Origin of the sequence: Acidovorax sp. Leaf191 (assembly GCF_001424425.1) — a bacterium.
In the GTDB taxonomy this organism is placed as follows: domain Bacteria; phylum Pseudomonadota; class Gammaproteobacteria; order Burkholderiales; family Burkholderiaceae_C; genus Acidovorax.
On sequence record NZ_LMPT01000019.1, the window covers coordinates 216,678 to 229,809 of the forward strand.

10 protein-coding genes are annotated in these 13,132 nt (G+C 68.5%); 7 read left to right on the forward strand and 3 right to left on the reverse strand.

Translation table 11 applies throughout. The features are described from left to right. The first annotated feature begins 1 nt into the window (after window position 1). The 5 genes from ASG27_RS15050 (at window position 2) to dgoD (ending at window position 5,758) form a co-directional block, all read left to right on the forward strand. Window positions 2-1,735, forward strand: a complete 1,734-nt coding sequence (locus tag ASG27_RS15050) for an IlvD/Edd family dehydratase (protein WP_056421294.1) — start codon at window positions 2-4, stop codon at window positions 1,733-1,735. 108 nt (window positions 1,736-1,843) lie between these two features. After that, complete coding sequence (locus tag ASG27_RS15055) at window positions 1,844-2,782, forward strand: dihydrodipicolinate synthase family protein (protein WP_056421293.1); 939 nt, start codon at window positions 1,844-1,846, stop codon at window positions 2,780-2,782. Between the two features lie 7 nt (window positions 2,783-2,789). Then, entirely contained in the window at window positions 2,790-3,854 is a 1,065-nt protein-coding gene (locus tag ASG27_RS15060; protein ID WP_056421292.1) for a 2-dehydro-3-deoxygalactonokinase, read from the forward strand. Further along, the gene (locus ASG27_RS15065; RefSeq protein WP_056421291.1) at window positions 3,851-4,537 is read left to right on the forward strand and encodes a 2-dehydro-3-deoxy-6-phosphogalactonate aldolase; all 687 of its coding nucleotides are present in this window, start codon (window positions 3,851-3,853) and stop codon (window positions 4,535-4,537) included. The genes ASG27_RS15060 and ASG27_RS15065 overlap by 4 nt, the downstream gene beginning before the upstream one ends. 72 nt (window positions 4,538-4,609) lie before the next feature. After that, complete coding sequence (gene dgoD / locus ASG27_RS15070) at window positions 4,610-5,758, forward strand: galactonate dehydratase (RefSeq protein ID WP_056421290.1); 1,149 nt, start codon at window positions 4,610-4,612, stop codon at window positions 5,756-5,758. A 100-nt stretch (window positions 5,759-5,858) separates the two neighbouring features. Here the strand turns inward: dgoD and ASG27_RS28005 are convergent, their stop codons facing one another. Then, window positions 5,859-6,707, reverse strand: coding sequence for a hypothetical protein (locus ASG27_RS28005; protein ID WP_396505513.1), 849 nt, complete (start codon window positions 6,705-6,707; stop codon window positions 5,859-5,861). Window positions 6,708-7,496: 789 nt separating this feature from the next. Between ASG27_RS28005 and ASG27_RS15080 the strand changes: the two genes are divergently transcribed. Then, window positions 7,497-8,513, forward strand: a complete 1,017-nt coding sequence (locus tag ASG27_RS15080; protein WP_442854107.1) for a hypothetical protein — start codon at window positions 7,497-7,499, stop codon at window positions 8,511-8,513. Continuing rightward, complete coding sequence (locus tag ASG27_RS15085; RefSeq protein ID WP_056421289.1) at window positions 8,510-10,861, forward strand: helicase C-terminal domain-containing protein; 2,352 nt, start codon at window positions 8,510-8,512, stop codon at window positions 10,859-10,861. Before ASG27_RS15080 ends, ASG27_RS15085 begins: the two co-directional genes overlap by 4 nt. Window positions 10,862-11,047: 186 nt before the next feature. Here the strand turns inward: ASG27_RS15085 and ASG27_RS15090 are convergent, their stop codons facing one another. Then, window positions 11,048-12,562, reverse strand: coding sequence for a tripartite tricarboxylate transporter permease (locus tag ASG27_RS15090; protein ID WP_056421288.1), 1,515 nt, complete (start codon window positions 12,560-12,562; stop codon window positions 11,048-11,050). 10 nt (window positions 12,563-12,572) lie between these two features. Next, window positions 12,573-12,995, reverse strand: coding sequence for a tripartite tricarboxylate transporter TctB family protein (locus tag ASG27_RS15095; protein WP_056168236.1), 423 nt, complete (start codon window positions 12,993-12,995; stop codon window positions 12,573-12,575). Between the last annotated feature and the right edge of the window lie 137 nt (window positions 12,996-13,132).

The window sequence follows — 13,132 nt, forward strand, 5'->3', positions numbered from 1 at the left end:
AATGACCAACACCCCGCGCAAACTCCGCTCCGCCGAATGGTTCGGCACCGCCGACAAGAACGGCTTCATGTACCGCAGCTGGATGAAGAACCAGGGCATTCCGGACCATGAGTTCGACGGCCGCCCGATCATCGGCATCTGCAACACCTGGTCAGAGCTCACGCCCTGCAACGCGCACTTTCGCAAGATCGCCGAGCACGTCAAGCGCGGCATCTACGAGGCGGGCGGCTTTCCGGTCGAGTTCCCGGTGTTCTCCAACGGCGAATCCAACTTGCGCCCCACGGCCATGCTCACGCGCAACTTGGCCAGCATGGACGTGGAAGAAGCCATTCGCGGCAACCCCATCGACGCAGTGGTGCTGCTGGTGGGCTGCGACAAGACCACGCCCGCGCTGCTGATGGGCGCGGCCAGCTGCGACGTGCCGGCCATCGTGGTCACGGGCGGGCCCATGCTCAACGGCAAGCTCGACGGCAAGGACATCGGCTCGGGCACGGCCGTGTGGCGCCTGCACGAATCGCTGAAGGCCGGCGAGATCAACGAGCACCAGTTCTTCGCGGCCGAGGCCGGCATGTCCCGCTCCGCCGGCACCTGCAACACCATGGGCACGGCCAGCACCATGGCCTGCATGGCCGAGTCGCTGGGCACATCGCTGCCGCACAACGCGGCCATACCCGCGGTGGACTCGCGCCGCTACGTGCTGGCCCACATGTCGGGCCGCCGCATCGTGGAGATGGCGCACGAAGGGCTCACGCTCTCCAAGATCCTGACGCGCGAAGCGTTCGAGAACGCGATCCGCACCAACGCGGCCATCGGCGGCTCGACCAACGCGGTCATCCACCTGAAGGCCATCGCGGGCCGCATCGGCGTGCAGCTGGACCTGGAGGACTGGACGCGCATCGGCCGCGGCACGCCCACGCTGGTGGACCTGCAGCCCTCGGGCCGCTTCCTGATGGAAGAGTTCTACTACGCCGGGGGCCTGCCGGCGGTGCTGCGCCGCCTGGGCGAAAACAACCTGCTGCCCCACCCCGACGCACTGACCGTCAACGGCAAGACGCTGTGGGACAACGTGCGCGAGGCGCCCCAGTACAACGACGAGGTGATCCGCACCATCGACAACCCGCTGATCGCCGACGGCGGCATCTGCATCCTGCGCGGCAACCTGTCGCCGCGTGGCGCGGTGCTGAAGCCCTCTGCCGCGTCGCCCGAACTGCTCAAGCACCGGGGCCGCGCCGTGGTGTTCGAGAACCTGGAGCACTACAAGGAGCGCATCGTCGATGAGGACCTGGACATCGACGCCAGCAGCGTGATGGTGATGAAGAACTGCGGCCCCAAGGGCTACCCCGGCATGGCCGAGGTGGGCAACATGGGCCTGCCGCCGAAGCTGCTGCGCCAGGGCGTGAAGGACATGGTGCGCATCTCCGACGCGCGCATGAGCGGCACGGCGTACGGCACCGTGGTGCTGCATGTGGCGCCCGAGGCCGCCGCGGGTGGCCCGCTGGCCGCCGTGCGCGATGGCGATTTCATCGAGCTGGACTGCGAGCAAGGCCGCCTGCACCTCGATATCAGCGACGAGGAACTGGCCGCGCGCCTGGCCGCGTTGGCCAGCACCGACATGGGCGGGCGCGGTGGCTACCAGCGCCTGTATGTGGACCACGTGCTGCAGGCCGACGACGGCTGCGACTTCGACTTCCTCGTCGGCTGCCGCGGCGCCGCCGTCCCTCGCCACTCTCACTGATACCGGTGGCCCATCCGCTACAGGACGCGCTACATATTTCATAGCTTTTAGCGCTTTCCAGACAAGCGCCAGAGCCGCATTTCATTCAAATTTCACCCATCCTCCGCCATGCCAGCCACGCCTTCCCTCCAGAGCCCACGCTACCGCGGCATCTTCCCGGTGGTGCCCACCACGTTCCATGAAGACGGCACCCTGGACATCGAGAGCCAAAAGCGCTGCCTCGACTTCATGATCGACGCCGGTGTGGACGGCGTCTGCATCCTGGCCAACTTCTCCGAGCAGTTCTCGCTGTCCGACGCCGAGCGCGAGACGCTGACCCGCGTCTCGCTGGAGCACGTGGCCGGCCGCGTGCCGGTCATCGTCACCACCACCCACTACGGCACCCGCGTGTGCGCCGAGCGCAGCCGCGCCGCGCAGGACATGGGCGCCGCCATGGTGATGATCATGCCGCCCTACCACGGTGCTACCTTCCGCGTGCCCGAAGCGCAGATCCACGAGTTCTATGCCCGCGTGTCCGATGCGATCCGCATTCCGATCATGGTGCAGGACGCACCCGCGAGCGGCACCGTGCTGTCGGCCCCGTTCCTGGCCCGCATGGCGCAGGAGATCGAGCACCTGGCCTACTTCAAGATCGAAGTGCCCGGCGCCGCCAGCAAGCTGCGCGAGCTGATCCGCCTGGGCGGCGCGGCCATCGAAGGCCCGTGGGACGGCGAAGAAGCCATCACCCTGCTGGCCGATCTGGATGCCGGCGCCACCGGCGCGATGACGGGCGGCGCCTTCCCCGACGGCATCCGCCCCATCATCGAAGCCCACCGCCAGGGCGACATGGACCAGGCTTTCGCGCTGTACCAGCGCTGGCTGCCCCTCATCAACCACGAAAACCGCCAGGGCGGCATCCTGACCGCCAAGGCGCTGATGAAGGAAGGCGGCGTGATCGCCTGCGAGGCGGGCCGCCACCCCTTTCCGGCCATGCACCCTGAGGTGCGCCGGGGCCTCATCGACATCGCACGCCGGCTGGACCCGCTGGTGCTGCGCTGGGGCCGGTAAACACGCCATGGCCGACACCGCCAACCTCTCGGACACCCGCCTGGTGGCCCTGGACTGGGGCACCAGCTCGCTGCGCGCCTTTCGCCTGGGTGCCCACGGGCAGGTGCTGGAGCAACGCAACCGACTCTGGGGCATCATGAACCTGCCCCCGGCCCCTGCGGGCCAGGCCGACTCCACCGAGCCTGGCGCAGCCTTCGAGCGTGCGTTGCAGGACGCCTGCGGCGACTGGCTGGCCACCCTGCCCTCGGTGCCGGTGCTGGCCTGCGGCATGGTGGGCAGCGCCCAGGGCTGGCGCGAAGCCCAATACCTGGACACCCCCACCTCGCTGGACGACCTCGCGCGCGGTCTGACCGTGGTGCAGCGTGGCAGCGGCACCCCCCTGCACATCGTGCCCGGGCTGCTGCAGCGCACCGGCCTGCCCAACGTGATGCGCGGTGAGGAAACGCAGGTGCTGGGTGTCTTGGCCGACACATCCGTCGCCAGCCCAGGCCCCGTGCTGGTCGGCCTGCCGGGCACGCACAGCAAGTGGGTGGTGGCGCAGGGCGACAGTGCGCGGCGCAGCATCCAGGGGTTCCACACCTTTATGACCGGCGAAGTGTTTGCCGCACTGCGCGGCCACACCATCCTGGGCAAGACGATGCAAATACCCGCCGCGCCTGACGACGCCGCCTTTGCGCAGGGCCTGCAGGTGGCGCGCGGCAGCGATGCGGCGCTGGGCCTGCTGTCGCACATCTTCAGCACCCGCACGCTGGGCCTGACGGGCGCGTTGCCCGCCACGGCGCAGGCGGACTACCTGTCGGGCATCCTCATCGGGCACGAGATCGCCAGCCTGGCGCGCCTGCACCCGCCCACTGGCGCCGCCCCCATCCCGCTGGTGCTGTGCGGCGAGGCCGACCTGTGCCGCCGCTACGCCATCGCCCTGCAGGCCTATGGATTTACACAGCCCACCATCGCTGCGCAGGCCACCGTCACGGGCCTGTGGCAGATCGCCATCGCTGCTGGGCTCGCCGCCGGGCTGCCAGCAGCAACGGACGCAGAACGCACCCCATTCCCCAGGAGCCACGCCGCATGAACCCCATCGACAAGAACCTGTTCAGCACCATGCAGGCCTGCGGCCTGATCGCCATCCTGCGCGGCGTGCAGCCGCACGAGGTGGTGGCCATCGGCCACGTGCTGTACGACGCGGGGTTTCGCATCATCGAGGTGCCGCTGAACTCCCCACAGCCCCTGGCCAGCATCCGCGCCCTGCGCAATGCGCTGCCCGCCGACTGCCTGGTGGGCGCCGGCACGGTGCTCACGCCCGAGGCCTGTGCCGATGTGGCCGCCGCGGGCGGGCAGATCATCGTCATGCCCCACAGCGACCCCGCGGTGATCCGCACCGCCCGCGCGGCCGGCATGGCCTGCGCACCCGGCGTGGCCACGCTGACCGAGGCCTATGCCGCGCTGGCGGCGGGCGCCAACATGCTCAAGCTCTTTCCGGCCGAGGCGCTGCCGCCGCATGTGCTCAAAGCCTGGCGCGCGGTCATCACCCCGCCCATGGCGCTGGTGCCGGTGGGCGGCATCGTGCCCGAGAGCATCGCCACCTACGCAGCGGCCGGGGCCAGCGGCTTCGGCCTGGGCTCGGCCCTGTACCGCCCGGGCGACAGCGCAGGCGACGTGGCCGCCAAGGCCGTTGCGTTCGTCACCGCGTGGCAGGACGCCTACAGCCCGGCACACGGTGCGCACCCCAATGCCGCCACGGGCCCGGCTGCCTAGACGTCCTATTGCTGCGTTGCCGCTCATCACCCGCATCCGCATTCCCACGGCTTCCTTTCCATCCGCCCTCCCATGAAGATCACCCGACTGACCACATTCCTGGTGCCCCCGCGCTGGTGCTTTCTGAAAATCGAAACCGACGAAGGCATCGTCGGCTGGGGCGAGCCCATCCTGGAAGGCCGCGCGCAGACCGTGGCCGCCGCGGTCGAAGAGCTGGGCGACTACCTCATCGGCAAGGACCCGCGCCACATCGAAGACCACTGGACGGTGCTGTACCGCGGCGGCTTCTACCGGGGTGGCGGCGTGCACATGAGCGCCCTGGCCGGCATCGACCAGGCGCTGTGGGACATCAAGGGCAAGGCCCTGGGCGTGCCCGTGTCCGAGCTGCTGGGCGGCAACGTGCGCGACCGCATCCGCGTGTACAGCTGGATCGGCGGCGACCGCCCCAGCGAAACCGCCCAGCAGGCACGGGACGCCGTGGCCCGGGGTTTCACCGCCGTGAAGATGAACGGCACCGAAGAAATGCAGTTTGTGGACACCTACGACAAGGTGGAGCGCTGCCTGCAGAACGTGGCCGCGGTGCGCGAGGCCGTGGGCCCCTATGTGGGCATCGGCGTGGACTTCCATGGCCGCGTGCACCGCCCCATGGCCAAGGTGCTGATCAAGGAGCTGGAGCCCTACCGCCTGATGTTCATCGAGGAGCCCGTGCTCAGCGAGCACGAAGAGGCGCTGAAAGAGATCGCGCGTATCTCGTCCACCCCCATCGCCCTGGGCGAGCGCCTGTACTCCCGCTGGGACTTCAAGCGCGTGCTGCAGGAGGGGTATGCCGACATCATCCAGCCCGACCCCTCGCACTCCGGCGGCATCACCGAAACCCGCAAGATCGCCACCATGGCAGAGGCCTACGACGTGGCCCTGGCCCTGCACTGCCCCCTGGGCCCCATCGCGCTGGCCGCCAACCTGCAGCTGGACGCGGTCTGCTACAACGCCTTCATCCAGGAGCAAAGCCTGGGCATCCACTACAACCAGGACAACGACCTGATGGACTACGTGTCCAACCCGCAAGTGTTTGCGTACGAGGACGGGATGGTGGCCATCCCCAACGGGCCGGGGTTGGGCATCGAGGTGAACGAGGAGTACGTGCGCGAACGTGCGCAGCAGGGGCACCGGTGGCGCAACCCGGTGTGGCGGCACAAGGACGGGAGCTTTGCGGAGTGGTGAGCGGGCGCATCCGGGGCGCATCCTTGGCGCCCTGTGACGCCCTCTTCCCGCGCACCCGGCCCGCACAGCCCCCGTCACCGCGGGGGGCGCGCCGCGCGGCTCAGACCTTCAACGACCGCTCGATGTCGGTGAGCTTGTAGCGGGCCAGGGCCAGATTGCCCTTGGCCTTGTCCAGCACCAGGTACAGGAACAGCCCGTCGTTGTTGGGCACCAGGCGGATCAGGTGGTACTGGTCGGCCAGGGTGATGAGGATGTCCTCGATGCCGCGCTTGATGCCCAGGGCCTCCATGGTCTTGAGCTTGGCCTGCACCACCCGGGTGTTGCCGGCCGCCGCAAGGTCCAGGTTCATGCCGCCCCCCGCCTGGGCCAGGCACATGCCGCTGCGGTAGTCGACCAGGGCGACCGCCTGTGCGCCGTCGATGGTCATCGCGGCATCCATGGAACTCTTCAGATTCGAACTCATATCGTCAGGCCTTCTGTCTTCGTTGAAATAATCGTTGACGCGCGGGATCTTTCCCATCTGCTCCATCAGCACGAACCACAGCGTCTGCGGGTCGCTGTTGGGCAACTGGTACTTGTGCACGCCGGCACGCCGTTGGGCGCCCAGGAACCTGGTGATTTCGATGTCTTCCATCACCGCGTTGGGCAAGAGAACGAACCAGACCGCGGGCGCGGAACGCACGGTGCCAAGCGCCAGGATGGCCGGCAGCATGGTGAAGACGCCGGGCCCGACCAGGACGGCCAGTGCGTCGGGCTGCGCAGGCAGTTTCTTCAGGTCGGCCAGGGCTGCCGGCCGGTACCAGCTGATCTCGGGGGCGCCCGCAACCTCCCCCAGCGGCAGGCGTTCCCAGGCGCCATGGCCCGATGCGCCCGCCACGCCCAGGTGGGCCAGTGCGTATCCGCCGATGCGCGAGGTCAGGTCCAGCACTGCGAGTTCAGGGGTGCGCATCGACGGTGGGTGTCCTTGTGGTGGTTCTTGCGCCTCCCGCCGCTGCGCGAGCGCAGGGTGGCTGCGCGGCACGTCGGCAAAGCTCTGGCAAAAAACGCGGTGATCGTGGGTGGTGGGGTGGATGCAGGGCGTGTGGCTGTGGGGGCCACTGCGTCAGCGGGCTGCGCTGGCCCGGCCTGGGCGGCACGCCAGCGTGGGGTTGCCGCATCGGTGGGGCTGCGTTGCGGCGGATTCTAGGGACGTGCATCGGCATTCAACCGCTTGTTGAATGCATTCAACAGTTCATCCCGTCGCAACGATTTTTTTGCTGCAATCGCCATGGCTGGCGGCCGCATTCCGCAGATAGCTCTGCGCCAACGCAGGTCACACCGCGGCCCCGGTATGTGCTGCGGTGCCAGGTGCCTTGACCATAGCCAGAGCCATCAGGCGCCACGCGAAACGGGCGCACTGACTGCGATAGCGCTGGTTGACCGGCGCGATGCACGCGCTCTGCTTTGCATCGCCTGCCTCGGTCGCGGCCAATACCGTGCAGGGCGAATCGGTGCGGTGGTGCACCCGGTCACCGGGCATTGCCGAACGCCATCGTGGCGCGAGGAGGAGATTCGGAACCCCCTCAGTCCCTCTCGCAAGGCACTATATTTTTTATAGCATTTACCGCTTATGCAGTGAGCGATGGAGTCCAAAAATACCCCCCCCAAACCCCTCGCCCCCCATGATCACGGCCCCGTGTTGAGCATCTGCAGGTACTGTGATTAAAATCAGTGCCCAGCCTGCCGACCCCACCACCCCATGACGGCTCTGTCCTCCCCCGCATCGGCCCCTGCGCCCGCCATCCAGCTCACCCGCTTTCACCGCACGCGCCTCATGCAAATCTGGCGCTCGGCGGGTTGGCCGTGCAAGGACGCGCTGGAGATCGACCTGCTGGCCGCGCAACTGGTGGTGCTGCAGGTGTCGCCCGAGGGGTTCGAGTCCCTGCGGCTCACCGACGAGGGCATCCGCACGCTGGCCGTGGCACGCCAGCGCAGCGTGCGGGCGCTGAGCACGCACGACCGGCTGGCCGCCAGGTTCGCCGAGCACCTGCTGGCGGCGGGGCGCATCGTGTGGCGCGAGCTGTCACTGCGCGCGGTGGTGGACGGGCCGGCGCCGCAGACGCTCCCCGCGGCGGACGCCGCCCTGCCGACCGTCCCCACCCCCATCGGCCATGGCCGCAGCACCCCGCTGTGGAGCGAAGACACCGATTCGCCCGCAGCCCGCGCCGCCGCCAACGTGTGGCGCATGGCGCGGCCCGACCTGTTTTCGGTGCGCAACACGTCCGTGCCGGCCTACCTGCAGCCCATGGTGCACGAGGTCAAAGCGAGCCGGGCCGACCTGCTGTCGGACCTGCGGCACGACGCCAAGCGCCAGGCCTACCAGTGGCTGTGCGAGGAGTGCTACTACGTGTTCCCGGCAGGCATCGCCCAGCCGGAGGAGATCCCGGAGCACTTCGGTATCTGGGTGCTGCACGGCAAGCTGGACGATGGCGCGCACAGCCGGTTCGAGCTGCTGCGGCCCGCGCGGCATGCCAGCTGCGCCCTGCCCTTCGCAGTGTGGATGGCGCTGTGCAAGGCCACGCCGATGCGCAGCGAGGCCGAGCTGGCACAGGCCCACCTGGGCGAGGCCGCAGAAGCTGCGGAGCAGACGGCGGGGCATGCGGCAGGGCAGACCGCGGTGCCTGCCAACGATGCATCGGCCAACGACGCCTCGGCCACCGGCGACACGCTGGCCGGCGACCTCCCCGCCCCACCCTGCGCCGAGCCCCCGCCATGACCTACACCGTGGCGGTGCGCGAGCTGTGCGAGTTCACCGCCAAGCAGGGCGACCTCGACCTGCGCTTCACCCCGGCGCCCACGGCGCTGGAGGGCATCGCGGGCCATGCCACCGTGGCCACGCGCCGGGGCGCTGGCTACCGCGCCGAAGTGGCATTGGCGGGCCAGTACAAGACGCTGCGCGTGCGCGGCCGGGCCGATGGCGTCGATGCGGCGCAGCAGCGCCTGGACGAGGTCAAGACCTTCAAGGGCCGCCTGGACCGTCAACCCGCATCGCACCGCGCGCTGCACTGGGCGCAGGCGCGCATCTACGGCTGGCTGCTGTGCCAGCAGGAGGGCTGGAGCCACATCGACCTGGCACTGGTGTACTTCGACATCGGCACGCAAAAGGAAACCGTGTTCACCGACCGCCACACCGCGGCCGACCTGCAGCAGCACTTCGAGGCGCAGTGCGAGCGGTTCCTCGCCTGGGCCGATGCCCAGGTGGCGCACCGTGCGGTGCGCGATGCGGCCCTGGGTGCGCTGGCGTTTCCGTTCGGCACCTTTCGCGCCGGGCAGCGCCCGCTGGCCGAGGCGGTGTACAAGGCCGCTGCGTCGGGCCGCTGCCTGCTGGCCCAGGCGCCCACGGGCATCGGCAAGACCATGGGCACGCTGTTCCCGCTGCTCAAGGCCATGCCGGGGCAGCAGATCGACAAGGTGTTCTTTCTGGCCGCCAAGACCTCCGGCCGGCAGATGGCGCTGGATGCGCTGCAACGCCTGGCCCCACCTGCCACCGCGGCCCCCGGCCTGCCGCTGCGCGTGCTGGAGCTGGTGGCGCGCGACAAGTCCTGCGAACACCCCGACAAGGCCTGCCACGGCGAGTCGTGCCCGCTGGCGCAGGGCTTCTACGACCGGCTGCCTGCGGCCCGCGCCGCCGCCGTGGCCCCAGCCACCGAAGGCGGCAGCCAGGCCCCGGCCCCGCTGCTGCAGGCCCGCGTGCGCGAGGTGGCGCTGGCCCACCAGGTCTGCCCCTACTACCTGAGCCAGGAACTCGCGCGCTGGGCCGATGTGGTGGTGGGCGACTACAACTACTACTTCGACCTGGGCGGCCTGCTGCATGGCCTGACGCAGGCCAACCAGTGGCGCGCCGCGCTGCTGGTGGACGAGGCCCACAACCTGGTGGAACGCGGCCGCAAGATGTACACCGCCGAGCTGCGCCCGGACAGCCTGGCGCTGGCCCGCCAGTCGCCCGCCGCCACGCGCCACCCCGCCGTGAAAAATGCGCTGGACAAGGTGCGCCGCTGCTGGGTCGCGCTGGACAAAGAACAAACCGCGGCTGGCGCCCACTACGCGGTCTTCGATGCCTTCCCCGACAAGCTGCTGGCCGTGCTGCAGCAGTGCGGCAGCACGCTGTCGGACCACTTTGCCGACCACCCGGCCGAGCCCGATGCGGCGCTGCAGGCCTTCTACTTCGATGCGCTGCACCTGGTGCGCATGGCGGAGCTGCTGGACACGCATTCGCTGGTGGACATCACCCAGCCCCACCAGCCCACGCAGCGCCCGCATCACCCGCAGCGCACAGCCGGCAAGGCACCGGCGCCGGGCGGCTCCACGCTGTGCATCCGCAACGTGGTGCCCGCGCCCTTCCTGCAGCCGCGCCTGCAGGCTGCGCACACCAGCACGCTGTTTTCGGCCACGCTGCAGCCCGCGCGCTACTACGGCGACCTGCTGGGCCTGCCCGACCAGCATGTGTGGGTGGATGTGGAGTCGCCTTTTGCCAGCGCGCAGCTGCAGGTGCAGGTGGCCCGCCACATCTCCACCCGCTACCCGGACCGCAATGCGTCGCTGGCGCCCATTGCCGACCTGATGGCGCGGCAGTTCACCGCGCGGCCGGGCAACTACCTCGCGTTCTTCAGCAGCTACGAGTATCTGCAGCAGGTGGCCGATGTGTTCGAGCGCAACCACCCGCACCTGCCGCACTGGCGCCAGTCGCGCCGCATGCTGGAGGCCGAGCAGCGGCAGTTCCTGGACCGCTTCACCGACACCAGCGAAGGCATTGCGTTCGCGGTGCTGGGCGGCGCGTTTGCAGAAGGCATCGACCTGCCCGGGCGCCGGCTGATCGGCGCCTTCCTGGCCACGCTGGGCCTGCCGCAGGTCAACCCGGTCAACGAACAGATCCGCCAGCGCATGCAGGCCCTGTTCGGCGACGGATACGACTACACCTACCTGTACCCCGGCCTGCAGAAGGTGGTGCAGGCGGCGGGCCGCGTGATCCGCACGCCCAGCGACGAGGGCGTGGTGCACCTGATGGACGACCGGTTCGGGCGCAGCGAGGTGCGGGCGTTGCTGCCGACGTGGTGGCAAGCGTGAGAAATGACCCCCACGCTCCCCACCTCGTGTGGTCGCTGCCCCCCGAGGGGGCCGCTTTTCATTTTGGGGCGACACAGCGATAAAAAAAAGGCCGGTCACGCAGGGTGACCGGCCTTGTCAAGGCTGCCGGGGCAGCTTACAGAGAGTCAATCTGTCAGGTCGTTGAGGTGGTCTCTTCAGGTGGCGTCAGGTCGCAGCCGGTGCCACCACCTCCAGTTCTTTGGCCTTTCCGCGCTGGCGGAAGAAGCCGAATGTCTGCCAGGCGATGAACAGCACGATCAGGCCGATGAGCGTGCCGCTGATGGGGCGGTTGACGAACACATCGAAGCTGCCGCGCGACAGCAGCATGGAGCGGCGGAAGTTCTCCTCCAGCATGGGGCCCAGGATGAAGCCCAGCATGAGCGGCGACGGGTCCATCTCGAGCCGCATGAACAGGTATCCCAGTGCACCGAAGGCCACGGTGATGAACACGTCGTCCAGGTTGTTGTTGATGCTGTACGTGCCGATGCAGCAGAAGAACAAAATGGCCGGGAACAGCACGTTGTACGGGATCTTGAACACCGACAGCCAGTAGCGCACCAGCGGCACGTTCAGGATCAGCAGGAAGCAGTTACCGATCCACATGCTGGCGACCAGGCCCCAGAACAGCTCGGGGTGGCCGGCGATCATGTTGGGGCCGGGCTGGATGCCCTTGATGATGAACGCGGCCATCATCAGCGCCATCACGGCGTTCTCGGGGATGCCGATGCTCATCAGCGGGATGAAGCTGGTGCGGGCGGCAGCCTCGTCGGCAGCGGCCTGGCCGGCCACGCCTTCGATGGAGCCGTTGCCGATCTCGTGCTTGTACTTGCTGACCTTCTTGTCGAGCGCGTAGGCTGCGAACTGGGCGATCGTCGGGCCGCCGCCGGGCAGGATGCCCAGGATGGAGCCCACCACGCTGCCCCGCAGCGCGCTGGGGATGATGCGCTTGAATTCGGGCCAGGTGGGGATGAGCTTGATCGTGCCGTTGAAGGGCGAGCGCTCTTCACGCGCATCCAGGTTCTTGGTGATCTCGGCGATGCCGAAGCACCCGAGCGCAATGCTCACGATCCCCACGCCGTCGGCCAGGAAGGGCATGTCCAGCGTGAAGCGGGCCGTGCCGCTGTTCACGTCGGTCCCGATCGAGCCCAGCAGCACGCCCACCATGCACATGGCCAGGCCGTTGAGCAGGCTGCCGGTGGTCACGAAGCTCACGCACACGAAGCCCACCAGCATCAGCGCGCAGTAGTCCGCAGGGCCGAACAGGAAGGCCACCTCGCCCAGGCTGGGCGCGAGGAAGGTCAGCACCAGGATGGCCACCGTGCCGCCGATGAAGCTCGACACCCCCGCCGTGAACAGCGCCAGGCCCGTCTTGCCTTTCAAGGTCATCTGGTACCCGTCGATGCACGCCACGATGGAACTGGCGTGCGGGATCTTCATGGTGATGGCGCTCACGCTGTCGCCGTACTGCGCCCCGTAGTAGATGCCGGCCAGCATGATGAGCGCGCCGGTGGTGTCGATGGAATAGGTCAGCGGCAGCAGCAGGCTGATGGTGGCCAGCGGGCCGAGGCCCGGCAGCAGGCCCACCAGGGTGCCCACGGTGCAGCCGAGGGCGCAGAACATCAGGTTCTGCAGCGTGAGCGCGTGGCCGAAGCCGAACGCGAGGTTGTGGAGGACTTCCATGGTGGTGCTCTCAGAACAGCGGCAGGTTGACGCCCAGAAGCTTCTGGAACATGAAGGCGATGCCCACCAGCACCGCGGCGATCTTGAGGTTGCGCACCACCGAGTACGACGTGCCCGCAAACCCCGAGCAGAACACCAGGAACACGATGCCCGCGATCATGTTCACGTAGTGCGACAGCGCCGCAAAGCCGCACAGGCTGCCCAGGATGATCGAGATGTTGCGCACCTGGAAATTCAGCGGCGCCGGCGCCACCAGCCGCGAGCGCACCACGGTGATCACGCCGATGGCGAACAGCATGCAGCTCACGATGAACGGGAACAGGCCGGGCCCGGCGTGGCTGAGCTTGCCCAGCGAATAGCCCACCGACGGCAGGCCAAAGCCCAGCGCCAGCGCCATGAGGACGACGCCCCTGGCTAAGTTGCGGTTGACCATGAAATGTTGTCTCCAGAAAAGCTTGTGGGGGACACCCCGGCGAGCCGGTCCGCACCGGTGGCTGGGGTATGCTGACGGCGCAACTATCCCCACCGAACCTGATCGCTGGCTGATCTGGGCCATGCGTAATTCCACGT